The sequence below is a fragment of the Paenibacillus bouchesdurhonensis genome, assembly GCF_900155685.1.
Classification (GTDB): Bacteria; Bacillota; Bacilli; order Paenibacillales; family Paenibacillaceae; genus Fontibacillus; species Fontibacillus bouchesdurhonensis.
In genome coordinates this window covers 3,573,575-3,597,573 of sequence record NZ_LT732548.1, presented here as the reverse complement: position 1 = coordinate 3,597,573, position 23,999 = coordinate 3,573,575, and the positions used below count along the sequence as shown (strand labels likewise).

General features: G+C 46.0%; 21 protein-coding genes. All 21 read left to right on the top strand.

Features of this window, described 5'->3' with window-relative positions; genetic code table 11:
• Positions 1 to 160 precede the first annotated feature (160 nt).
• Positions 161 to 403 (top strand): hypothetical protein, encoded by a 243-nt coding sequence (locus CZ379_RS20180; RefSeq protein ID WP_110933263.1) that lies wholly within the window; start codon positions 161 to 163, stop codon positions 401 to 403.
• The gene (locus CZ379_RS20175) at positions 400 to 2,493 is read left to right on the top strand and encodes a portal protein (RefSeq protein WP_234404962.1); all 2,094 of its coding nucleotides are present in this window, start codon (positions 400 to 402) and stop codon (positions 2,491 to 2,493) included. Before CZ379_RS20180 ends, CZ379_RS20175 begins: the two co-directional genes overlap by 4 nt.
• The gene (locus tag CZ379_RS20170; RefSeq protein WP_110933262.1) at positions 2,490 to 2,825 is read left to right on the top strand and encodes a RyR domain-containing protein; all 336 of its coding nucleotides are present in this window, start codon (positions 2,490 to 2,492) and stop codon (positions 2,823 to 2,825) included. Before CZ379_RS20175 ends, CZ379_RS20170 begins: the two co-directional genes overlap by 4 nt.
• Before the next feature lie 74 nt (positions 2,826 to 2,899).
• The gene (locus CZ379_RS20165; RefSeq protein WP_110933261.1) at positions 2,900 to 3,865 is read left to right on the top strand and encodes a hypothetical protein; all 966 of its coding nucleotides are present in this window, start codon (positions 2,900 to 2,902) and stop codon (positions 3,863 to 3,865) included.
• 13 nt (positions 3,866 to 3,878) lie between these two features.
• Complete coding sequence (locus CZ379_RS20160; protein ID WP_110933260.1) at positions 3,879 to 4,298, top strand: hypothetical protein; 420 nt, start codon at positions 3,879 to 3,881, stop codon at positions 4,296 to 4,298.
• 25 nt (positions 4,299 to 4,323) lie between these two features.
• A complete protein-coding gene (locus tag CZ379_RS20155; RefSeq protein ID WP_199925700.1) occupies positions 4,324 to 5,283 on the top strand; it encodes a Mu-like prophage major head subunit gpT family protein in 960 nt (319 codons plus the stop codon).
• Positions 5,284 to 5,347: 64 nt separating this feature from the next.
• The gene (locus CZ379_RS20150; protein ID WP_110933259.1) at positions 5,348 to 5,620 is read left to right on the top strand and encodes a DUF2829 domain-containing protein; all 273 of its coding nucleotides are present in this window, start codon (positions 5,348 to 5,350) and stop codon (positions 5,618 to 5,620) included.
• A gap of 105 nt (positions 5,621 to 5,725) precedes the next feature.
• Complete coding sequence (locus tag CZ379_RS20145) at positions 5,726 to 6,292, top strand: phage adaptor protein (RefSeq protein WP_110933258.1); 567 nt, start codon at positions 5,726 to 5,728, stop codon at positions 6,290 to 6,292.
• Position 6,293: 1 nt separating this feature from the next.
• The gene (locus CZ379_RS20140) at positions 6,294 to 7,334 is read left to right on the top strand and encodes a hypothetical protein (RefSeq protein ID WP_110933257.1); all 1,041 of its coding nucleotides are present in this window, start codon (positions 6,294 to 6,296) and stop codon (positions 7,332 to 7,334) included.
• A gap of 4 nt (positions 7,335 to 7,338) precedes the next feature.
• A complete protein-coding gene (locus CZ379_RS20135) occupies positions 7,339 to 7,563 on the top strand; it encodes a hypothetical protein (protein ID WP_110933256.1) in 225 nt (74 codons plus the stop codon).
• 73 nt (positions 7,564 to 7,636) lie between these two features.
• A complete protein-coding gene (locus CZ379_RS20130; RefSeq protein ID WP_110933255.1) occupies positions 7,637 to 8,191 on the top strand; it encodes a phage adaptor protein in 555 nt (184 codons plus the stop codon).
• Positions 8,191 to 9,588, top strand: a complete 1,398-nt coding sequence (locus CZ379_RS20125; RefSeq protein WP_110933254.1) for a hypothetical protein — start codon at positions 8,191 to 8,193, stop codon at positions 9,586 to 9,588. Before CZ379_RS20130 ends, CZ379_RS20125 begins: the two co-directional genes overlap by 1 nt.
• 12 nt (positions 9,589 to 9,600) lie before the next feature.
• Complete coding sequence (locus tag CZ379_RS20120) at positions 9,601 to 10,308, top strand: hypothetical protein (RefSeq protein WP_110933253.1); 708 nt, start codon at positions 9,601 to 9,603, stop codon at positions 10,306 to 10,308.
• Between the two features lie 51 nt (positions 10,309 to 10,359).
• Positions 10,360 to 10,974 carry a hypothetical protein gene (locus tag CZ379_RS20115; protein ID WP_199925699.1) on the top strand — a complete coding sequence of 205 codons (615 nt, stop codon included), beginning with the start codon at positions 10,360 to 10,362 and terminating at the stop codon, positions 10,972 to 10,974.
• A gap of 283 nt (positions 10,975 to 11,257) precedes the next feature.
• Positions 11,258 to 12,745, top strand: coding sequence for a hypothetical protein (locus CZ379_RS20110; protein ID WP_110933251.1), 1,488 nt, complete (start codon positions 11,258 to 11,260; stop codon positions 12,743 to 12,745).
• Positions 12,746 to 12,780: 35 nt separating this feature from the next.
• On the top strand, positions 12,781 to 13,362 hold the full coding sequence (locus CZ379_RS20105; protein WP_199925698.1) for a VgrG-related protein: 582 nt from the start codon (positions 12,781 to 12,783) through the stop codon (positions 13,360 to 13,362).
• Between the two features lie 14 nt (positions 13,363 to 13,376).
• A complete protein-coding gene (locus CZ379_RS20100) occupies positions 13,377 to 17,795 on the top strand; it encodes an LPD38 domain-containing protein (RefSeq protein ID WP_110933249.1) in 4,419 nt (1,472 codons plus the stop codon).
• Positions 17,796 to 17,850: 55 nt separating this feature from the next.
• A complete protein-coding gene (locus tag CZ379_RS20095) occupies positions 17,851 to 18,309 on the top strand; it encodes a phage holin family protein (RefSeq protein ID WP_110934477.1) in 459 nt (152 codons plus the stop codon).
• A complete protein-coding gene (locus CZ379_RS20090) occupies positions 18,306 to 19,013 on the top strand; it encodes an N-acetylmuramoyl-L-alanine amidase family protein (RefSeq protein ID WP_110933248.1) in 708 nt (235 codons plus the stop codon). The genes CZ379_RS20095 and CZ379_RS20090 overlap by 4 nt, the downstream gene beginning before the upstream one ends.
• A 571-nt stretch (positions 19,014 to 19,584) precedes the next feature.
• Positions 19,585 to 21,342: an ABC transporter ATP-binding protein gene (locus CZ379_RS20085; RefSeq protein WP_110933247.1), complete on the top strand. Its 1,758-nt coding sequence runs from the start codon at positions 19,585 to 19,587 to the stop codon at positions 21,340 to 21,342.
• Positions 21,343 to 21,358: 16 nt separating this feature from the next.
• Positions 21,359 to 23,971: a class III lanthionine synthetase LanKC gene (gene lanKC / locus CZ379_RS20080; RefSeq protein ID WP_110933246.1), complete on the top strand. Its 2,613-nt coding sequence runs from the start codon at positions 21,359 to 21,361 to the stop codon at positions 23,969 to 23,971.
• Positions 23,972 to 23,999 lie beyond the last annotated feature (28 nt).

Here is a 23,999-nt window from a genome sequence, read left to right as displayed (position 1 = left end):
CTAAAACCCTTGATGCATAAGGGTTTTCACTTTTTTAACGGCAAGACTATTATGCATAGAATATACAATCGCTCATAAGCCGCATGGTTATGGGCTTTTTGATTTTGAGCGAATGGCGGTAAAACGAATAAATATGCAAGTTGAGGAAGGATGAAGCGGAATGATCTACGCTTTGATGGTACTGGTGATGGCAATGGTGACCATCACTTTTTTGTGTTTGATGATTCGCGATAAGGACAAGACAATCCGGGAGCTGACCGACAAGCTGATGTCCAGGAATTACACGGAGTACGTATCAATGACCAAGGCAATGGAAGACCCGCCTCCTGAGATCCCCAGCCGTAAGCCTTTGAGCTGGTACGATGACCCGAATATTCCGGACGTGGACGGTGACAGCTCATGAGTGTGAGTGTGATTGAAAAATTCAAAGGTATTTTTACCGATACATCTACCGATCGGCAAGATAGCACTAACCCGAATACGCCGGAGCAGCAGAAAATATGGGATACCGTCAGCCAGGACTATCAAGTGTTCAAGGCAGCAAGGCAGCCGATGGAAGCGATCTGGCAGCAGGAGCAACGCTTTTATATGGGTGATCACTGGCGCGGCCTTCGAACGGACGCCGTCTCGAAATTTCGGCCAGATGCGGTGGAGAACGTTGTATTTAGCCAAGTGGAATCTATCGTCGGTAAGCTTACCGGCTGGATGCCTACGCCTGATTACAGCGCTATGGAGCCTGGAGACGAGCAAAAGGCGCGGGACTTGAACGACTTCATGCCATACGAGCTGCGGCAGATTAAATTCCGACACAAGCATACCCGGGCTGTCCGGCGCTGTGTGATTCATGGGCCTCTTATTTATAAGACGATCTATGACCCAACGGTCGAAGGCGGCCGGGGTCTGAATCGATACCAAGGACGAAACGACATTCTGCCGGTTGACCTGGGTACCTTCTTCCCGGATCCACGGATTAACGATTTTATCTATCTGCAAGATATGTCAGCAATCATTATCCATATGCGTAAGCCGCTCGAATACTTCAAAAAGCGCTGGCCAGAGCAGGGAAAGAAGGTTATGCCTGATAATGTGTCCTCCGAAGTCGAGATATTCAGCACAGACGTATACGATAGCCGAGGCGGGGAGTCTTCGTTTAACACAACGGTTAGCGAGAAGACTTCCGGCTTAATCGAGTACTGGTATCGAGGGCTGCCGAAGTTGGTCAGCAAAGAGGATAAGGAGCTTTTCACAGAACAGGCCGACGAGAAGCTGATGCAGGGAATTGACCCGTCAGAGTACTTGGCCAAGGCTGACGGCAGCATGGAAGGTGTTCACTGTATTTACGTATCGACTTCCGGCGTGTTCCTGGAGCATAAAGCGTATGTATATGACCACGGCCAGTACCCATTCACCGCTCGAACGTTATATCCAGAAGAGGGTAACCCTTGGGGCAAGGGCTTCATGCGCGACATGATCAAGCCGCAGATATTTAAAAACAAGTATGCTGAAATCGCAATTGAGACGATGGCGAAGCAGGGTGGATCCGCGATCATGTACGAGGAAGGGGCAATCACTAAGCCGCGGACATGGCAAGAGCAGCGGGGCTTGCCTGGCGCAATGCTTCCGGTCGCTATGGGGCGTATGAGTGGCGTTAAAGAGCTCGAAGGCGTCAATGTTCCGAGTACCGTATTTAACAGCTTGGCTTACTATGACGAAATGCTTCAGAAGATCCCCGGTGTATTCGATTCAGCGAATGGCCAAGCCAACAGCAAGGTCACATCAGGGGAGCAGGCGAAGACGCTTATTGCAGCTTCTGGAACGCGCCTGAATACCGTTTCCGATTTGATCAGCGAAGCACTAATCGAGGTATTTACTCAATACGTGGAACTGATCGCACAGTTTTACACGACTCAGCGGATTGCACGGGTAACAGGCCGCAGAAATGTCAGTATTAGCCGCGACGCTATCATATCCCGAGTCGATGCGGAATTTGATGCCTCAGCATCGACGGACGAGACAGGGGAGCTACTTCCAGGCGAACCGCAGCCAGTGCAAGAGGAATTCGTGCCCGAGTTTGATCTGAATGTCCATATCGGTGTAGACAAGCCACAAGACCGCGAATACTGGCTGCAACTAGCTTTCAATTTGCTCAATGTTCAGGATCCAATTACGGGGCTGCCTATGATCGATGCTGAGGCTGTGCGTTATGTTATTCAGACTGGGCGTATGGAACCGATGGACGTCATCAAGCAACGAATCGAGGAACAAGCGGGGCTGCAACAACAGTTCGCGCAGGCTCAGCAGCAAGTCCAGCAGCTGCAGCAGGAGAACCAACAAATGCAGATGGCTATACAACAGCTCACGGATCAGCGAGTTCAGCAGGAGCAGCAGAGTCAGCAATTTGAACAGTCTCTTAAACAACAGCGGTTAGAGCTCGACGCAGCGAAGACGGCTAATGAGATTATGAAATCGAATAGGGGAGGGCCAATGTTTTGAAAAATGAGCAAATTGCAAGAATATGCCACGAGGTGAATCGAGCTTACTGCAGCAGTATCGGTGATGCTTCGCAGCCCAGCTGGGAAGATGCCCCCGAATGGCAGAGAGATAGTGCGGTGAATGGTGTAGAATTTCACCTAAACAACGACACGACTCCCGAGCAATCCCACGAAAATTGGATGAAAGAGAAGGTTGATTCGGGATGGGTTTACGGCTCTGTTAAGGATCCTGAGAAAAAGGAGCACCCTTGCATGGTTCCGTATGATCAACTTCCACTCGAGCAGCGAACAAAAGATTATTTATTCAAAGCGATTGTGGACTGCTTCAAGTAAACCGGGCTTACGCTGAGACTGCGTGAGCCTTTTTATATTACTGCCGCCAGCCATAGCGGATTAGGAGGATAACAATGGAAAACGAAGTGATTCAAAACGCCAGCCATAGCGTGGAGAATACGCAGGATGCTGCCAGCCATAGCAGCGAGAAGGAAGAAATCAAGAGACATTACGAGGCTTTTAATCTCCCATATCCCGAGGACGAAGATCCAGGCGAAACTGATTCCGTTGAGGATGAAGCTGATCCAGCCATAGACAGCGAATCCGAACAGGAGCAGGAGCCGAAAGGGATTACGGTCAAACACAACGGCCAGGAGGTAACGGTCGAGGATGAACAAGTCCCTGAGTACTTACAGATGGGACTCAATTACAAGAAGGTAAAAGGGCAAGCTCAACAATACGAGGCCGCCCTTGACCGGATAGCCAAGCAACAGGGGTATAAAGATTACTCCGACTTAATCGCTAACTTGGACACAATCGAACAGCAACGGGTTCAACAGCAGCAAGATCAATTTGCCCAGCTTCGCCAGCAGCTCCGGGACGAAGCCGAGAATGCAGGCATCGATCCAACGGTAATGGATCAGTACTTGGATAGCCACCCGCTATTGAAACAAGCCCAGGAGGTTATTCAACGAAGTGAGCAGGAGCAGCAGCTGAGGCAACAGGAACAGAGCAAGCAGCGAGCTGTCCAGGGCTGGGAGGACTTGTTTCGCAAATACCCTCAGTTGGCTGAGCAGGTTGAAGCCGAGACGGGAGCGGCACCGTGGATGACGCCTGAGATGCAAGCCCGCATCCAGCGAGGCTATGATCCCATTGATGCCTACGAGCTAGTACATCGTGACACGCTGCTTGCAGACGAGCGGAAGCGCGCTGAGCAGTCGACCCTTAAACAACAGCGGCTTAACAAGCGGGCTCACGTGGAGAAGGCTGGTGGCGCTGAACTGGAGCCTTCAGCGCCGGAAGAGTTGTTAAGCGCATTCGCTTTGTTTGAACTCGACCCGAAAAACGCTAACAAGTATGCAAAGAACTTTGAAAAATAGGAGGTAACTTAACATGGCTCAAGGATTTAGATATGTGTTTAACGACTACGGCAAAGACCCTACTCGTATTACAGAAAACCTCATGACAGATGGGGAGGCAGGGCGTGCCGGAGAGGCTATTAAGATCGAAAATGGACGGATTACCAAAGCGGGTGCCACGGATCCGATCGCGGGCTTTCTGACTGCAAATATTGAATCAGGAACAGATAAGCCGGCGGAGTATATCCTGGCTCGTGAAGGCGACTGGTATGACGCGGCGTATACAGGAACGCCTGACGCAGAGTTTTTGCCCGGTGCATCTGAGGTTGCCCTCGCAGTTGACGGACTCTCCGCTGATTCCGCTACGGTGACGGGCGGACAATTGTCTGTTTTTGAAATCAACGAAAATAAGAAAACGGTGCGAGTCAAAGTCAAGAACCGGCAGTTTTCTTAATTCATTCATAAGGAGGAACTAATCTATGCAAACAGCACTTCGTTGGGATCCGCGAGTACTGGAACCTATTTTTAAGGAACTATACTCGCTTGCAATGAAAGATAAAAAGGATTTTATCCCGCTACTTTATAACGTGACAACTTCCGGTAAATCAATGGAATCCTATGATGGGGTTGGTGGAGAAGGCTTGATGGAAGAATGGAGCCGTTCGAACAACCAGGTCTATTATGAGGATGTAGACGAGCTCTGGCAGAAAATCATCAAGAACCGTAAGTTCTCTGATGGCCGAATCATCGAGCGCGATTTTATCGACGATCTCAAATTGACCGAGATTAAACGGCGCATTGCTTCCTTGGCGGATTCGGTTTACAAGACCCAGCAGCTGCAAGCCGTTGAGTTTTTGGTGAATGCATTTTCTGCTTCAGGGCCGAACTGGCGCGGACGAATTGAGGGTTATGTGGGTCCAGACGGCAAACCGCTTTGTGCGGCTGATCACCCTTACAGTCCTACGAACAGCACAGACGTTCAGTCGAACCTGGGAGACAAGCCATTGACGATCGACTCCTGGGATGAAACCGCCGTAGCCATGCAGGAGTGGGTTGACGACAAGGGTAATACGATGGCCGTCATTCCGGATACGTTAATCGTGGCTCCGTACAATGCTCGCGCAGCGTTTAAGATTGCCGGATTGCCTGACTCCGAACTTCCGAAGTATGAGCCAGGTAGCGGAAACTTTGATGCGAACATGTACATGGGAAATATCAAGGTAATCGTTAATCCGTTCATCAACCCTAAGAAGCGCAAAAACTGGTTCGCAGCTGACTCAGCTCGGATGCAGCAGTCCAACATCTGGCAATGGAGACGGAAGGTAGAGAATGGAACGATGACTGACTTCGACACGGAAGCAACCAAGCACAAGGCAATCGGTCGGTGGGGTTATGGCTTTACTAACTACTCGTTTATATACGGTCATAACGTTCAGTAAACAGGTACAGGGGGCTGCGGCTCCCTTTCCTTGTTTTAAAAATTCAAGAGGAAGAGTGATATAGATGAATTTCGGGAAAGCAATTGAGTCTTTAAAAGAGGGAAAGCAAGTTGCTCGTTCTGGCTGGAACGGTAAGGGAATGTTTCTATTCTTGTTTAAAGGAAGTGACCTTCAGAGTGGCTTGAAGTACGGATTCGGCGAATACGTTGGCGAACCAGTAATTACAGATTCAATCGCAATGAAGACGGCACAGAATACAATCGTTATCGGCTGGCTTGCATCTCAGACGGACATGTTGGCCGAGGATTGGGTAGTTGTTGGCGGAGGCTCGCAATAATGTACCGTGATGAACTTGACGCATTGAATGCAATATACCGAGAACAATGCCGGACAAATGATCTACTTGAAAAGCTTATAGCAAAGACAGGGGAGGAGGGGCAAAATGCTGTTAAAGGACGTGGTCGAAGAAATACAGGAAAAGGCGCCGAACTACCTGTCGCCGCAGTCGATAGTAAGAAAAGTGACACAGGTAAGGGATCGGCTACTTAGGCAGCCTGGATCAGCCCAGCAGCAGACTGATACAGTTTGCACGGGAATTGACTTGAAGGGTGGGCAGGCTCTTTATGTACTCCCTTGCCCGGTCGGTAATATTACTGACGTTGATATTATCTGGCAAGGGAACTGGCGGCGCCTGCCGTACAGGCAATTTCATAATGCTTCGATCAAACCCTACTATTACGTTCAGGGGAGTATGATAGGCCTTGTTCCTACACCGACTGAAGACGTCGCAGTAGGGCTTAAGATATTTCACATTCCGGTATTGCCACCATTGACAGTTACTGATATGGACGGCATGACGGGCTTTGACCCAGACTATGACATGCTGTTGGTTTACGGTGTGTTGAGAGAGATTACAAGCGGATATGAGGGAACGTACGAAATGCTGCTCAATGACTATAGAGCTGTAAATAACGGTTATGAAAAATACAGCGTGAATGAGAGGTGGTAAAATGAGTCGTTATCCATGGCGAGATACGAGTGAAGATATAGCCGATCAAAGTACTTCACAATGGGAAACCCCCGGCGGGGCACAGGAGAAAGCGGACAAAGCCTTACAGGAAGCGAAGCAGTATTCAGACGAAAAATTAAATGCCCACATTGGTACTGGCGGAGGTGCGCATGCTTTGGCTGTACCTAACGGAGCAGCTGGATTCATTTCCGGACAAGATCAAGCGAAGCTTGACGGAATATCTAACGGCGCAGAACCAAACCAGAATGCATTTTCGCGCATTAATAACATCCCAGCAGGCCAGAAAGAGGATCAGGTGACCTTTACCGCAGGGGTCGGCATTACGGTTACTCCGGATCCAGTGAATAAAGAAATTAGAATCACTAGCACCGGTACGGCTACCCCTGGACTGCACGGAGTGGAGCATGTAGGGGACGGAGCCGATCCGATCCCGGAGGCAACCGAGACGGTCAGCGGCCTGATGGGCGCTGCCGATAAAGTGGCTCTTGCTGCGGTTGTCGAGGACGTAGAAGATCTGGCCGGAGCCGGCAGAACAACGGAAACGGTGAAAGGTAATGCCGATGCGATCACTGATGTTACTGCGCAGTTGGCCGATTATGCGAAGAAAAAGTACATCAGAGTAGCCACCAGCGTTTTTACAGTCGTACCGGGGGATGGCACAGAAACGAAAATTAACTTTAACACAGCCCCAATCGTCACAGACCCAATATACGCACTATCAAATGGGGATCTCACTGTAGAAGAGGCGGGAGTTTACGTAATAACTGCAACAATTACTTTTGAGCCAAGCGCTGTCGGTTTACGAAAAATAGCTATCAGAATCAATGATGCCACACATCAACAAATTGCTGCCGTGCAAGTCGGAGCCTCTAGCGAATATAACACCGTAGTATCAGTAACAGGGAACGTCCTGCTTAATGCAGGCGACTTTATAAGCATTTATGCTGCTCAAACATCTACATCCAGTTTAAATGTGGCCGATGGCAGCTTTGGGTTACATGTCCATAAAGCGAGGGGGTAAAAGGGTGGAGTTCAAGTTATCAAATGTAAATCCTAATCAGTTAATGGATGAATTTGTACAAGTCGGCATAAGGCCCCAAGTTACCTTTGACAAACTTACTGATGGGACAGCGAGCCTTACTGTGGTTAGTGTTGACGAGAGTGAGTACGACATAGCCGAGAAAGTAGTAAGTAGCCACGTTCCGCAAAAAGAGGTAGGTAGAAATCTTAAATTAATTAGTGCGGTCTAGGACGAAACTACGCAAATAAGCACATTCTTGACAGGGCGTGCTTATTATTCTCCGCGAAAGGAGTTGTTGAAGTGTGAATATCGGTGAGATCATCGGCGAAGCTGATCTGCTCGTGCCAAATGAAGTGCCGGCTGCTGATAAGCTTATCTCTCTAAATGCGATCAATCAGGATTTTTTCAACGTGGTTAAGATTCCGAAGATTGCAAAATTTTCATGCGCGGCTGCGCAGCAGGATTATGTTTTGCCTGTAGATGTACGAGCTAAGAATATCGACCTCCTTATGATTGGGATGTTTCGTTACCAAAGCTTAGATCGTGATGGCGTAACACCTGCACAGAATGCCTACAGCTTTGATGATTCAACCCATACCCTATCGGTCTACCCTGCACCCTATTCCGATCTGCAGGGAGTTCTGCGTTATAGGAGAATAGCGACAACTAATTACGCATCGTCTAACCTACTGCAGCCGCCTGACGCGCCAGAAGAGTATCACTGGACTTACATTCCTGCCCTTGCGGCTTATTTGGCCAAGACACAGGATGACAACGTGAAGGCGGCGAACTACGAAAACGAATATAAAGCGGCTTGGAATGTCGCAGCGCAGAACTATCAGGGAGGCGGTAGTTAATGAAGCCAGTACAGTATGGGCCGGTTAACTATCAACCCTTACCGGGGCTGATGCAGCCTATACCGATTAGAGAGTTTAAGGGGCTGAATACATTTGACCCCTTGACGATCGGAGACAGCTTTTTCACCGACATGAATAATATGACCACGGATGACTACCCGGCCATTTCGACGAGGCCGGGTTATTCTGTTATCGGCTCATATGGTACTAAGGTACTCGGGATGGGTGTATGGAAAGATCGTGAACTGCATGCCGTCTTTAACGATGGGACTTGGCGCAGATGGAATGGATCTTCATGGAGTACATTAGCAAGCGGGTTCAACACATCGGTAGAATGGTCATTTACGAATTTTCAAGGGAATCTATCTGATGTTAATCTGATTGCCTGCAATGGCGTAGATCCGGTAAAGCGGTATGACGGTTCTTCCGTTTCAAATTTGAGTGGTGCGCCGCAGAAGGGTAAGTATATGACCACGTACCAAAATAGGTTATGGTGCGCGGTGGGGAAAGAGTTGTGGGCTTGTACATTGGATAACCCCACATCCTGGGATAAGTTTACGGGAAACCTGGACGACAGCTATCGTAAAAAGATAGAGTCTCAGCGGGGTGAGGATATCAATATGCTATCGGGCAGCCTATCCAAACTGACGATCGGCATGCCGGGGAGCCTGCATGAGTTATATGGATCCTTGCCGTCTGACTTTAACACGAAGCAGATCACCGAGGATACAGGTCTGGTAAACCATAAGGCTGCCATCACGCAAGAGGGATTCATGCGTTTCATGCACGGAACCGGGATATATGAGTACGGCGGCGGTATGCCTCCGGAGAAAAGTTTTTCGGATATCGTGGGGAAGTTCCTGAGTGGGATCAATGCTCAATCAGCAGCCGGCAGTGACGGCCGGAAACTTTATTTCAATATCCCTTCTGACAAGATGCTTGTTTACGATCCGCGTCCTGGTGTGCAAGCGTGGAGCAAGTGGAGCGGTATTCAGGCTACCTGTTTTGTAACTATAGGCGACAAGTTTTATATCGGCGACGCCAGGGGGCGCGTGCTTCGGCTGGAGGGCACAACAGATGCCGGAAATGCTATTCCTTGGTCAGTTGAATCCAAACCGTTTAACGGCGGTTCTGCCGCTCAGAAGATGCGTTGGTATAAGCTGTGGGTCGTCGTTGAGCTGACAGGCACAATGCAGATTCACCTATCATCGTCGATCACTGGCGAGGATTGGAAGCTGGTTCAGTCTCTAACTGGCGGGGGAACTCAGGTGCGGAGAGTCATTATTCCAGTGGCCAGCTTCGCCAGGGAGAACTGGATCAGGGTTAAGTTCAGCGGAAGCGGACGGGTACGAATACATGAATTTACGCGGCAAACAAGACAATTGCCGCTTTACTAGGAGGTAGATTTAATGTCTCTATGGACCGACTCTCCACGGATGTCAGGGCCACCACAGACAGAAGATGTTGCGGTAATTTTAGATTACGTGAAGCAGCTCGCAAATACCGCAGCGAAGATGGCTAAGGATCTAGAGTTTATCCTTAATGGGAACGTGGCCTTTGACAACATCCGTGCGGAAGGGATCGAAGCAAAGAATATTAAAGCCGAGGCTATTACTACAGACAAGCTTCAAGCTAACTCAGTTTCAACAAGCAAGCTTCAGGCAGGCGCTGTGACCGCGGAGAAGATTACAGTAAATGAGCTATCTGCGATTAGCGCAAATTTAGGGCATATTATTGCAGGGTTAATCGAGGCAGTTGATATCTTTGGATCGTATATCGCTACGAGCAGATATTACCCGCGAGCTGAAATGAGTAATACGAGTAATATGTTCAAAGCTTCTTCGTCGGCCAACAAGTATGCTGCAGTTGACTCAAACGGCCCTGTCGGATCTCCTGAAATATCTGTCAATGATCAGGGGCAAAGGCTATACCTATACCAGCAAAGCTCCCATTCTTTAATCTCATCTTCTGGGAGACTTACTATAAATGTTCAGGATAGAATAAATCTACAACCGGGGTATTTGGGTGGGGTGTATGTTTCGTTTAGCCAACTGTTTGACTTGGACGACGGGAAGTCTTTACTTCAAAAGCTTGATTCTAAAATGGATAAGCCATAGGGCAATTAGTGTGATATAATGGTGCCAAATTATTACACAAGGGGTGCCAATATGAGAAAGTTTAAAAGTATCTCACTTATATTGCTAGGTCTCGTACTTGGGTTGTCCATATCATATGCTCCAAAACTAGAAGCCGCGGCTTCAAAACTACTTGGAAGCAAGGTAGGTAATGTCTTGTCTGTTAAACTTGATGACAAATCAATAGGACAAGGGGCAGTAATCGACGGTACGACTTATGTCCCGTTGCGGGCAGCTGCAAATGAATTGGGAATGGAAGTGGTAAAGGTGGACAACAAAGAGGTTGTTCTATCCAGTGGATCAGAATCTGCTGGTAACGATATCCCGAAGCCGAATGACAAATCCGCTCAAATCCAAAATTTAAATGCTCAGATTAGCGAACTCAACAAGAAGATCAGAAACGCAGAAGAGATATTAGTAAATAAAGAAAGATCAGAGGGCGCTATTGAAGACATGGAGTCCATGAAAGAAATTATAGAGAAGTCTTGGGATCTTGGTTCAGAGCTATATGATAAACAGACATACGATATGTATGTTGAAAAAGCCGATAACCTAAGAAAGGTATTAAAAGATGCTGAAACAAACCTCCCAACATACAAACAACAACTTGAATCCTTGAAGGTTGAATTAGCCGATTTGCAGAAATGACGTTCCCTTATGTAGGAGAATATATCCTCGTTCTTGTCGTGCATTTGTGTATTTATTTTCTTATAGAATATGTTTTCTCTGAATATGAGTTTTCAGAATCAAAATTCTATAAGTTCTTTTGTTATGTATTCACAGTATCAGTTTTGGGAAGTCCGTACTTCCTTCTAGGTGAACCCGGTATAGTGATTTCATTTATAATAATCGGTCATGCTATTTATAAAAAAGTAAGATGGTAGGAGTCCTCTCAGCAGGGCTCTTTTTTATGCCTATAAGGAGGTGTCACATGGCTAACTTAGGATACGGCGGTATTAACTACGGTACCGCAGACAAAAAGGGCAAACAAGGCATTATACAAAATCAGCAGAATGTTGCTAACAGTCCGGCGTACAAACAAAGTGAAATAGATCGTACCTTAGGAGTAATCGAGAGTAGGAAGGCGCAGGGCTTGGATACATCCGCACAGCAGAAATACTTGAATGTTAACCTGGGGTACCAAGCCCCTATGGTGCAAGCTGCTTCGAATGTCACCAGCTCACCACAGGCCACCTATACGCCGCCATCGAGCCCGACACAGGATACGCTCAATAGGATGAATGATTTTATTAATAGGCAAGCCGAGTTCCAATTCACTGCACCGGATCCGTTCGTCTATGACCAAAATAGTGATCCGGCTTACCAGTCACAGCTCGCCGAGGCAAAGCGAAATGTCGAGAGCCAGCAAAGAGACACGAACGCTATGCTTCGCGCCAGTGGACAAGGTATGTCTTCCTGGAGCGAGTCTGTAGCTAATCAGATTGGAACCAATGCTATGGCGAGTATCGCGAATAACTTGGTACCGGCACTTATGCAGCAGGCTTACCAGCGATACAATGACGATGCTAATCGAAGCCTACAAGTCCAGCAACTCAATTACGGGGTTGGTCAAGATGCGCTTGGGAACTTAACTAATCTGTATGGCCTGCAGGATAACGAGTATTTCCAGAAGCCGATTACGGAAGCGCAGCTTACTGGGAACTATTTGCCTACCGAAGCCAGACAGGCCATAGATCAGATTCTGAATCTTAAGCAGCAATGGGGTGCATCGAGCAACGCACAAGATCGGGCAGAGTTTGCAAGGCAGGCAGAGACGTTACGCAATCAGCTAGAGCGCATGGGTATAGATTCTAGCTTGTATGGGGCTAACGTGAGCTATGCTGATGCCGCAAGGGCTAACCCGGGTGTTAGGACATTAGCCGGACAGCAACTCGATATGCAACGTCAAGGACAACAGTTCGACCAGCAATTCGCTCAAGATCAATTTGCATATCAGAAAGTTCGTGATCAGATCAGAGACGAGCAGTGGAAAATGCAATTTGATCAGGACGTTAATCAATTCGGCTTACAGCATGCTCTTAGTAGACAAGTGCAGCTCGGCGGCTTAAGCATTGACCAGGCTCGTCTCGCGCTTTCTGCTGACGATAACGCCCGCCAGTGGGCGGCATTAGATTGGGAAATGATGAATCCGTCTGGATCTTCCCGAGGGGGGTTAACGGCGAACCAAATCCTGCAGAGCATGCAGTCTCTCTACACGGAGCCAGTTTTCCAAGATAACAAAGGTATCCAAGAGAAAGTAGGCGATCGAATCACCCAAGACCCTACTAAGCGTGAGCAGATGTTCTTGAATGTAGTAGATGCAGGTTTGTCCGATGCAGAGACGTTGCAAATACTTTCTTCACTCGGCATGACCAAAACCGAAATTGAGAACTACAAAAAAAAACACCCGGGAAACTGAAACGCCCCACGGCCGCCAGTGGGGCTTTAGGTTCTTTGTCAGCTAAGTACGAGTCAAGCGGAAACGCGGCCACGATAGCCCGTACGCCTGGAGACATCGGCGGCGCTAGCTACGGGACATATCAACTAACGGAAAAGTCAGGATCGGCAAAAGAATTCGTCAATTATCTCAAGAACATTGATAAGGCTGCTTATAAAGAACTGTCCGGAAAGACTCCGGGCACACTCGCTTTCGATACAGCTTGGAAGAAGGTCGCGGTGAACAATAAAAACTTTGGCCAGTATCAGCACAATTTTATTCAACAAAAGTACTATGACCCGGCTGCGAAATCCTTGATTAAGAACAACGGCCTGGACGTGTCCAAACGCACACTTGCCGTTCAAAATGCGATTTGGTCAACTGCGGTGCAGCACGGATCAGGAAGCGTAAGTAAGATTGTTAAGGCTGCCGGCATTACACCGATGGACTCAGACGAGTACATCCTTAAAAAACTGTATGCTGAGCGCGGTGCTAAGAACGGCATGAAGTACTTCAGTTCATCTTCAAGCGCAGTTAGAAACGGCGTAGTAAAGCGATTCGGTAACGAGCTCAACGACGCTTTGAGAATGTTGGGATAAGGTGGTGATTTTAGATGGCAAGTCAGTTCGATGGTGTCAGGAACAGAATAAAACAAGGTGAAGAAGCAAGGGAGCGGGTATATCAACGGCTGTCTTCGCCGACTGCCACGCCTGAGATGCAGTCGAGTATGTTTGATAGCGTCAGAAATAGAACCATTGATACAAGACCCGATAGCGGAACGCCAATGCCTGAGTTACAAGCAAAGTACGGTTCTGTTACGCCAATGAATCTAGTTAATGCAGCTATGTATGATGCTGCGATGAAAAACCAACAGGCTGCTAAGACCCAGTCAGAAGCGAAGCCATTAACTGAGTACGAAAAGAACAAGGAGTATTACGACACACTAAGCCCTTATAACCCAGCCAAGTACTTTGCTAGTGCGATGAACTGGATAACTCGGGGGAATCCTGTGGGGAACTTTGCTTCTCGGATTGGCCACCAGGCGGACTCAGTCATGTCTGGTGGAAATCCCGTAACGATCCAGCCGGAAACTGGAAGCAAGGTGGCGGATATAACGGCAGACATCACCGGATCCGTGGCAAGCGTATTTACTCCGACAGGAGCGCCGTTTAATACGGGACCGATTGCCGGCACTTATGGGGTAGCGGATAAAGTTTTGATGTCGCCACTCGGAATGAAGGCCGAACAAGCCGCAGCAAACCAACTGAGCAAACTGATTAAACCTCAAACAGCTCAGGCGCTGACGAGGGAAGGTTTGAGGGAAGCGGGCGCAGGAGCAATGCAGGGAGCAGCGTTTGCCCGCATGACGGGACAGGATGATGCGGGAACACTCGCGGAAACTGCACTAGGCGGCGGCATTGGGGGCGCCTTAGGAGTGGGCTTTAGAGCAGCGGGCTTGGGACTATCTAAACTATTCAAGAAAAACGGCATCCCTGAGAGTGAGATTGCAGAGATCCTCGCATTGCCTGAGGGTAGAAAGGATACTCGCATGGCGTCCGCTGCTGAACGGTCAACGCTTCCGGCAGGCACAGAGCCGGTGGTTAACCCATATACCTTTGATCTTCCAGAGGCTACCCCTGCAACCAGGGCGGCAGCGGCGAACGCTAGCGAGGGTAGATTAGGGTTGGGTGAGATCGATAACGCAATTAATGATCTGAATATGAAATATGAACAGCGCGTGATCGATGAGTATAAGTATCTGAAGGAGTCCCGTGATAGCCGACAAGGGGTACAACAAGGAAGCCTGCAGAGGGATGCGGCGGGAGAAGTGATAGGACGGGCGGGGCGTATTTCTGAAAATCCGCTTTGGTACCAGGAGTTCTATAGGGTGAACGGAAGGGTTCCCTCAAATAAAGATTTGTACCAACTGGCGCGGGAGCGAGTGGATAATGGTTTTATGGATGAGGTAGGTGCCGTTCCATCGTGGAAAGCAGAAAATGGATTCGATGAGCAACTTGCGGGACTTGTAAGTGCTCGTGAGACATTACAAAACAGCTTGAGAGAAATTGATCCGGCTCTCCATATCACAGATCGGCCAATTGTATCAAAGGAGTTAAAGGACACTCGGATTGAGCCCAGAGGCGAGCGAAGGCCATCAACTACTCCCTATCAGCCTGAGCAACCCGGAACGTCGAAGATGGATCCACGTCGACAGGAAATCAGCGATAGGTTAGCAAGCGGGGGGAACCTATCCCCTGAGGACATTGACTATATTCTTGCGAGTGAGCCAAGGCCGAATCCCGTCAAAGGTGAAAATATTGAACCAAAAATCGAAACTCCGAAATTTCCGGAGGTTGATCCTAATGCCGAGCCTATACTAAACCCTAGCCAGTTTGAGGAACATTCAGGGGTAGGTATCTCGCCTTTTTCTAAGACGAACCCCTATGACTCGCTCCGGACGGATACCCGTTCACAACTGGTTAGCCGGCAGAAACGGGAGTTTAAAGGTTTAACAGCAAATGCGGATAAACTCTATACAGCGCTAATTGATGACCTTCATCCGCTTAACCAACAGGATAAAATACTTGAAAACGTGATGGGGGAAAAACTTCCCTCTAGTCACCGTATACATGACACTGGTCTTGCTTCACGCGGCGCCGATGTGGTGGCTAAACAGATCATTACAGAGGGTCTTGTAGATGCTAAGGGGCAAGTGGTGGGTAAATCGCTGAAGAGTATTCTTGCTCCGCTAAAACCTTTGATGAAACGGAACAAACATATCTATGTTGACTTTGAGGACTACTTGCTAAACAAGCATGCGATAACCCGCTATGAACGTGGTGAGAAGGTGTTCAGGGATGGGCTTAACTGGACGCCGGATTACGGGGCACGGAAGGTTTCGGAGTATGAACGGATGTTCCCGGAATTCAAGGAAATGTCCGAGGGGCTGTATGAGTTTCAAAACCAAGTAGCTCAAAAATGGCTTGTTGATACCGGCATGATCCCCCAGGATATGCTGGATTCTTGGATTGAGAAAAATCCCTGGTACGTGCCCAATAAACGTTATTTCAGTGACTTGGAGAAGACGGGCAAAGGTTTCGGTGGGAAGAAGCGCGGATATGGGAATCAATCCAATCCAGTTAAAGCTTATCAAAAAGGCGGATCGCAGCGACTGATCATTAGCCCGATCGAGGCCATGATCGAGAACGTGGATGCTTTCGTGAAATCGGCGAAGCGGAATAAGGTCATGCAGCAGTACGTAAAAAACATTGAGCGTGCTCCGGATGAATTTGAACCATGGGCAGAGATTGTTAAGCAGCCAGAGAGGCCGGAGGACATTGCGAAAATCGTTCTGGATGAAGGCGGGTTAGAAGAACTACTATTCCGCTTCTCGGCTGATTTTGACAAGGCGATGCAACGGACGCAGCTCGACAAGGATAACATTGTACGTGCGCTTGTAGACGGCAATCCTGTCCATGTACAGATAAAGGATAAGCAGCTTCTTAGTGCGCTTACTGCTCTTGGGCCCGAACAATCTGGTTTCTTGCTTCAAACCATTGGCAAGTTGACCAACACCATGAAGCTTTTGACGACGGGGAGCAACCCGGTATTTTCGTTAACCCGTAACCTTTTCCGAGACATTCCTCAGGCTTATATAGCCAGCAAGACGACAAATAACCCATTTACCTTTATGGCTGATTTAGCCAGTGCGGCGGTTGATATCGGCATGAAGCGAGGGGCTTATAAGGACTTCTTGAATATTGGCGGAGGTCATGCTTCAGCCATTGCTGCGGATCGAAATCTTTTGCAGCAAAGTAAAAATGCAGTACTCCCGCTTTCTGGTGGAACCCGCCTGCATAGAGGGCTGCGTGATGGGTTTGAGAACTTGCTGAATGCTGTGGAGGTAGCTCCTCGATTGTCAGAGTTTAAACGAGTACAAGCACAAGGCGGAGATCTGCAAGCAGCTCTAATGGCCGCTCAGGATCTAACTGTAAATTTCAAGCGCCGGGGAGCGCTATCTGGTGAAGTCGATAAGGTATTCCCTTATTTCAATGCAGCGATTCAGGGGATTGATAAAACGCTTCGCACCTACCGGGATGACCCCGCCAAAGCTTTAGTAAAATCGATTCTGGCCATCACGATTCCTACGCTGGCATTGTACGCAATTAACCGCGATGATCCCAACTATCAAAAGCTGAGTAACCGAACAAAGGACGCATTTATGCTAATCCCCCGGGGGGACGGCAAGTTTATCAAGATTGCCAAGCCGCAGGAGCAAGGTACGATATTCAGCGATATTCCAGAACGATTATTACGTATGTTTGCCGAAGAGGATCCTGGGGCGTTCAGGGACTTTGCCGACCGGATCCGAACCACTCTGATCCCGCCGGGAATTTCAGGGGTAACGGGGGACAGGGGGGTTATCGGTGGTGTGGTCGGCGATACCATCCTGGGGCCTTTTGTAGATGTGTTGGCTAATGAATCATGGTCTGGCGCTCCGGTTGTTCCTGGTCATTTACAGCAACTATCCCCGGGGCTGCAAGCCGATGCCAACACAACCTGGCCGGCTCGAAAGCTTGGGGAGCTGACCTACGGCACGCCGTTTGAGGTTAGTCCTAAGGAACTGGATTACTTAGCTAAACAGTATACGGGGTGGATCGGCCAGTTTGGTCAGCCGTTGCTATCTTCTGGCGGGGACGCCGGGTATGCTTTGTCTCAGCAGATGACGGCTGACCCGGTATTCAGTAATGACTTGTCGACTGAGTTTTACCACTACAAAGAGAAGCTCGACCAAGCGTATAACGACCGAGAACTTAAGCAGCTGCCTGAATGGTACAATGATCCACTTCGGAAGAGGCTGAACAAAATTAGCCAGAACATGTCCAGCGTCCGCAAGCAAATGAGGGACGTGCAAAACGATAAATCGTTAAGTAACAAGGATAAACGGGAACGGCTGCGAGCGCTCCAGGAGCGTATAAACGAAATGGCCGAAGCAGGCAACTCGTTAGCTCGTGAGATTGTCCCATATTAATAGTTCTGCCCTCGGGATCCCGGGGGCTATTTATATTGAAAGGGTGATTGTGTTGGTGAATCAAATCAAGGTGTTTGGTAGTACTGTACTGGCTGCTGCAGCTGGTGCTTCGGGTAAAGAGGCTGCTACTGGTGGAGTCTTTGCTGCTGTCGGTTTAATCGCTACATTGCTAGGCGGCTGGGATAAGCCGCTGCAGCTCCTCGTCGTACTTATGGCAGCTGATTATATTACGGGCATTTTGGGGGCAATCAAGACCAAAACGCTTAATAGCGAAGTAATGTTTTGGGGTGGTATCCGTAAGATTACGGTGCTTTTTGTTGTGGGACTCGCCGTGCTAATTGACGGTTGGGTTGGAGGAGATGCATCTGTATTTCGTATCTTGGCCGTTTACTTTTATGCTGGTCGAGAGGGTCTTTCCGTAGTGGAAAATCTAGGCATCCTGGGCGTGTACCTGCCACCGAAAGTTAAAGAGTTTTTGGAGCAGCTAAACGAAAAAGGAGGGGCGACTAAATGAAGATTGTATTCATCGACGCAGGGCACGGCGGCCAAGACCCCGGTGCAGTAGCAAACGGACTGCAGGAAAAGGACATAGCTCTTGCTGTGTCCCTCGCCATCAAGCAGCAATTAGAATCGCAGTATGTGGGCGTTCAGGTGCTGCTCTCTCGTAGCACGGACGCTTATTTAACGCTGAAGGAGCGCACCGACAAAGCAAACGCAGCTGGCGCTGACCTCTTGGTTAGTATCCACTGCAATGCTGGTGGCGGTGCTGGCGGCTTCGAGACGTTCCGCTATACTAATGCATCTTCTAAGAGTACAGCTTTTCAAAACGTGCTGCACGCTGAGATTATGGCCGCGCTTAAGCCGTTCGGCGTAAACGATCGGGGCAAGAAGTCGAAGAATCTGCACATGGTACGAGAGAGTAAAATGCCAGCGGTGTTGACCGAGAATCTATTTATTGATGTGGCCAGCGATGCAGCTAGGCTTAAGCGGCCAGAGGTGATCGAGGCGATCATCCAGGGGCACGTGTCCGGAATCGCTAAATATCTTGGGCTGAAGCGAAAGGAGGGGGCAGCTGTGGCAGATAAAAAAGCGCCTGACTGGAAAGAGAAGGGCCGGCAATGGTTGATCAAGAATGCAGGGATTAGCGAAGATTGGAAGGCGACCGATCCAGTGGATGTCGGGACACTAGGAACGATCTTGAGCAGGCTGTTTAAATAGAGTGGAGCTCCGCTGGCACTTAGCTGGCGGGGCTCCTTTTTTTGTTCCTTCTTGCCCACATCTTGCCCACAAAACATACCTACTTTTGAACACCTCACAAACCTTGTGAAAGCGTGAAACCCGCATAGATAAAGGATTTCATGTTTCTTAAACGAATTAAATATACGTATTAACTTAAGAGCTATCCAGGTCTGGGTCTTTTTGTTGTCTGATAGTTGTAAGAAAAGCCTCTGGGGTTCAAGAATACAGAAGTTGTAAATATGATAATTAATGGGTATTTATTACTAATATTAGATGTTAAATATTGAAATTTACAAATATGCATGTTAAAGTAATGGAGAATAATTGTTAAATTTTATGATGCTAGTGTTTTAAATGATCTTATGCTTTTAAGCAACTCATTTGATAGTAATATCACGGTATTCTTCGTACTTAGATTATACACCTCCATAACTTACCTCATAAACACGTCAAAACACGTCAAAATTGTATCTTGACCAACTTCCAATTCATCAGAGTTATACCATCTCCATGGAACTTACAGCCAATAAAAAATAGAAAAGGTGAAGAGATGGCTAAAGAAGAAAGAAGTCAATATTCGTGGGGTAATTTTTTCAAGCTAATTCGTAAATCGAAACCCCATGTTGGACTCTTTATTGTGGCTTGTACCATAAGCTCTGCAAGCGCTATACTTTCAACATTTATCCCCAATGTCTTAAAAATCATCATCGATTCCTATTCCCACTCAGGTAGTCTAAATCGGGGCATTTTAATTGGTTTAGTTGCCATTTTTATTTGTGTAACGATTACAGGTGTTCTATCAAGCTATTTATTAAGCAAGGTTGGTTTAACGGTTGTAGCTAATCTGAGGGGAATGACTTGGACAAAAATCGTGAAATTACCAACAGCGTTCTTTGATAAAAACCAATCAGGCGATATAGCTAGTAGGTTAGTTAGTGACACTACCGTGATATACAACTTGGTCACTCATTCATTTTCTACCTTTATCAATGCTGTATTAACCATATTATTTTGTGGATTTTGGCTGTTTTATTATAGTTGGGAATTATCCTTAGTTATTGTAGCTGCGATTCCAATATTCCTATTATTTTTTATTCCTTTAGGCAGGGCGTTATCCGATCTTTCTAAAAAAACGCAAAGATCAACAGGAAGATTGAATGTAAGTGCAATTGAAATGATCTCCGAAAATAAGTTGGTTAAGTCTTTTACGGCTGAAAAATATCAAATAGATAAAGGGTTAAAAAATATTAACGATTTAATGCAACTAGGTTTGAAGCAAGCCAAATGGTCAGCTACGATAAATCCATTTCTGAATATGATCATGTTAGTTATTATTATGATCATTATTGGTTATGGTGGCGTGCAGCTAGCGAATGATCGTTTAACAGTAGGAACTTTTATCGCATTTTTAACCTTGATTTTTTATATTATCAATCCTATTTCTAACTTTGGTTTTTTCTTCTCTCAGTTGCAAAAAACAAAGGGTGCAACTGAACGAATTTTACAACTGTTATCCGAGGAAGAAGAAAATATAAATGAAGGCAAGAGTTTAGATCTAAGCTACAAAGACATTGAAATTAGCAATTTGAGCTTTAAGTATAACACTCAGGAAAATTTATCGTTTTCTTTAGAGGACATTACTTTGAATATCAGAAGCGGTAATACTTATGCATTAGTTGGCCCAAGCGGCAGCGGAAAAACGACGTTTGTTTCCTTATTAGAGCGATTTTACAAACCAACCAGCGGGAGTATTGTTATAGATGGTGAAAGTATAGAAAATTATTCTTTGCATTCCTGGCGTTCCCAAATCGGTTATGTATCTCAGGAGCACAGTCTAATTACCGGGACTATAAGAGAGAATCTAATCTTTGGACTAGAACCGCAAGATGAAGAGAAAATTATTGAAGCTTGCGAAATGGCGTATGCATGGGAATTCATAGGTCAGTTGCCTAATGGGTTGGACACGCATATTGGAGAGCGAGGACTCCATTTATCCGGCGGACAAAGACAAAGAATTGCTATAGCAAGAATGTTTCTGAAAGATCCTAAAATCATTTTGTTAGATGAAGCAACATCAAATTTGGACAGCCAGTCTGAGGAAAAAGTGCAATCTGCGATGAAGAAAATTATTGAGGGTAGAACCGCGATTGTAATAGCTCATAGATTATCTACGATTATGGACTCCGAATATATTATTTTTGTGGAAGATGGTAAGGTAACAGGCCAAGGAACTCACTATGAACTACAAAGAACTCATAAATTGTATCAGCAATTCTGTGAATTACAATTTACCACACAATTACAATGAGAGAGGAGTGGCCATAATGGACAAAAACCATCTTTATTTTAAGTACGTAAATAATGATTCGAAATATTATGAGAAGCTGCAAGCTGGCAACAAAATAGCTGCATACACGGTAAACCATTTGTCAGAAGATTGTTTTATTAGAACAGAGCAAAATTCTCCTTGGATATTTTATGGTTTTGCAAATAAGAAAATTAAGGATCAGGGCTGGAAGATTCATGTTAGTGCAACGATGGAGAATGCGCGGCAGATTTTAGCAGCTATAAGCCAGGTTTTAATCGACCGTAAAATTGCCTTCAAGCATATTATTAATGAAGCACACCTATATAGCATTAATTCCAAAAATGGGAATAGAATAAGCTCCGGAAAATTCATAACGATATACCCTCCCACCGATGACGAATTTTATGAATTACTTCATATTTTATATGACAAAGTTAAGGATCATGAAAATGGGCCTTATATTCTAAGTGATAAATGCTGGAGGAATAGCAATATTTACTATAGATATGGGGGATTTGTGAAAATTTCCAACGAAAAAGGCGAATTTTGCATTAAGGATCCCACAGGACAGCTGATTCCAGATAATCGTACCCCTTATTATCAGGTTCCTGAATTTGTTAAAGATTTTGATCAATTTTTAGAGTTGAACAACATTTTTTCTGATACTGATGAAAATAATCCTAAGTTTAAACAATATAAATTCCAAAATGCGCTGCGATTTACAAATGGAGGCGGGATTTATATCGCTGAAAGAAATGAGGATAAACGAAGGGTAGTTATTAAAGAAGCAAGGCCAAAGGTGGGGCTAGACGGACAAAATAAAGATGCGATCGACAGGCTGCAAAAGGAATACGAAGCATTATCAAAGCTTGTTAATGTGAAAGGTGTAGTGAAGGTAGTTGATTATTTTAAATCGTGGAAGCATTTATTTCTAGTAGAAGAATATGTTGAAGGGGTTGATATGAAAACGTGGATAGCTGGGAAATATCCCTTTCATCGCAATAAAGATAAAGAAATATATATAAATGAAGTGAAAAAAATAACCCTCCGTTTAATAGATATTGTTACCGAGATGCATCGTAAAAATGTTGGCATGGGAGATTTACAGCCAGCCAATATTATGATCACGAAGGAAGTGGATGTGATCCTCATTGATTTTGAGTCTGCCGATGATAAAGATCTTGAAGATCAGGCGGCAATTCATACGATGGGATTTTCAGATTATCAAAATATAAACCGCAAGGAACGAGACTGGTATGCCGTTAAAAAAATACTAAGATATTGTGTGTTGCCTATAGGTCCGATAAGCAATATTGAGGATAGTATATCCTCTTATCACAATGAGTGGATTAAGCAAGAGTTTGGCGAAGAGTTCTACTTATTTGTTCAAGATGTAGAGGACAGATGCGATGCACATTTATCAGCGACAAAAGAGAAACCATATAACCCCATAGATTATGCTCAAAAAAAGTTATCAGATGAAATAAGCTCGTTGATAGAAGGTCTAAGAGCAGGGATGTTGGCAAATCTTGTGCCAGATCAAGGATTGATTCATGGTGATATTAGACAATATGAAATCGCTGGTGGAACAACGAATGTACTTACTGGAGGCACGGGTGCTGCGCTAGCTTTGTTTAGAACAGGAAATGTTGATAAACAAGTGATCCAGTGGATTGAACAACATTTCATTCATAACATTCATTCTGAACAATCAGAATTACGGGGACAAGGATTGTTTACTGGAAAAGCTGGTATTGCTGCAACACTGTATGAATTAGGTTATAAAGACGAAGCTTTAAAATTATTTAACGATTTAACTGACAATTACGATGATATTTCATTAAGGTCAGGCTTGGCTGGAATAGGACTTGCTTTAATCAGTTTATATTTTGAAGAAGACAATGATCAATATTTAGAGCAAGCTGAATCGATTGCAAGTCACATTAACCATTGTTTAAGAGATGATAGAAGTTTAACCGTTTCCGACTGGGCTACGGATCCGATTGGGCTTATCGATGGATGGTCAGGTGTATCGTTGTTTTTTACAGCGATGTATGCGATTACAGGGAATACAACCTTTTATGTGACGGCAAAAGAGTTAGTAGAGCTTGATTTAAAAAACACCCACATTGACGAGGATTTGCATGTTCTGCAAACCATGAATGATCGAAAATTGTTGATTCCTTATTTATCAGGTGGATCTATAGGAATTGGAATAGCGATTTGGTATCTGAATCATGTAAGTGGTCAGAAGCATTATCAGGACGAATTAAAATTAATAGTTAATCTGAATCATATAAGATGTACTTTCTCTGGGGGATTATTTGATGGGGCGGGCGGTTTTTTACTGATACCACCTCTGCTGGAGGATACTTATGAAATGATTGAAACTCACAAAAAGCGAGCCGTTGATCGATTAAATTTGTTCCTTATTCCCAAAGAAAACCATTGTTTATTTCCAGGAAACTTCTGTTATCGCTTATCTGATGATTTATATTCTGGAAGTGCAGGGATCATATTAGGGCTACAAGGAATTTTAGAATCCAACCCATTGTATTGGCTGCCGATTATAAATATCAATCAATTTGTAACAAAAACAAGGTATATGAATACTCCATTAGTTACATAGACAGTATACCAATTCATGAAAGGAGGTG

Bases quoted from the DNA above. Each gene is read 5' to 3' on its own strand.
- CZ379_RS20140 (WP_110933257.1), top strand. From the start codon at position 6,294: ATGAGTCGTTATCCATGGCGAGATACGAGTGAAGATATAGCCGATCAA.
- CZ379_RS20145 (WP_110933258.1), top strand. From the start codon at position 5,726: ATGCTGTTAAAGGACGTGGTCGAAGAAATACAGGAAAAGGCGCCGAAC.
- CZ379_RS20090 (WP_110933248.1), top strand. From the start codon at position 18,306: ATGAAGATTGTATTCATCGACGCAGGGCACGGCGGCCAAGACCCCGGT.
- CZ379_RS20150 (WP_110933259.1), top strand. From the start codon at position 5,348: ATGAATTTCGGGAAAGCAATTGAGTCTTTAAAAGAGGGAAAGCAAGTT.
- lanKC (WP_110933246.1), top strand. From the start codon at position 21,359: ATGGACAAAAACCATCTTTATTTTAAGTACGTAAATAATGATTCGAAA.
- CZ379_RS20120 (WP_110933253.1), top strand. From the start codon at position 9,601: ATGTCTCTATGGACCGACTCTCCACGGATGTCAGGGCCACCACAGACA.
- CZ379_RS20165 (WP_110933261.1), top strand. From the start codon at position 2,900: ATGGAAAACGAAGTGATTCAAAACGCCAGCCATAGCGTGGAGAATACG.
- CZ379_RS20175 (WP_234404962.1), top strand. From the start codon at position 400: ATGAGTGTGAGTGTGATTGAAAAATTCAAAGGTATTTTTACCGATACA.
- CZ379_RS20085 (WP_110933247.1), top strand. From the start codon at position 19,585: ATGGCTAAAGAAGAAAGAAGTCAATATTCGTGGGGTAATTTTTTCAAG.
- CZ379_RS20155 (WP_199925700.1), top strand. From the start codon at position 4,324: ATGCAAACAGCACTTCGTTGGGATCCGCGAGTACTGGAACCTATTTTT.
- CZ379_RS20125 (WP_110933254.1), top strand. From the start codon at position 8,191: ATGAAGCCAGTACAGTATGGGCCGGTTAACTATCAACCCTTACCGGGG.
- CZ379_RS20115 (WP_199925699.1), top strand. From the start codon at position 10,360: ATGAGAAAGTTTAAAAGTATCTCACTTATATTGCTAGGTCTCGTACTT.
- CZ379_RS20160 (WP_110933260.1), top strand. From the start codon at position 3,879: ATGGCTCAAGGATTTAGATATGTGTTTAACGACTACGGCAAAGACCCT.
- CZ379_RS20100 (WP_110933249.1), top strand. From the start codon at position 13,377: ATGGCAAGTCAGTTCGATGGTGTCAGGAACAGAATAAAACAAGGTGAA.
- CZ379_RS20180 (WP_110933263.1), top strand. From the start codon at position 161: ATGATCTACGCTTTGATGGTACTGGTGATGGCAATGGTGACCATCACT.
- CZ379_RS20110 (WP_110933251.1), top strand. From the start codon at position 11,258: ATGGCTAACTTAGGATACGGCGGTATTAACTACGGTACCGCAGACAAA.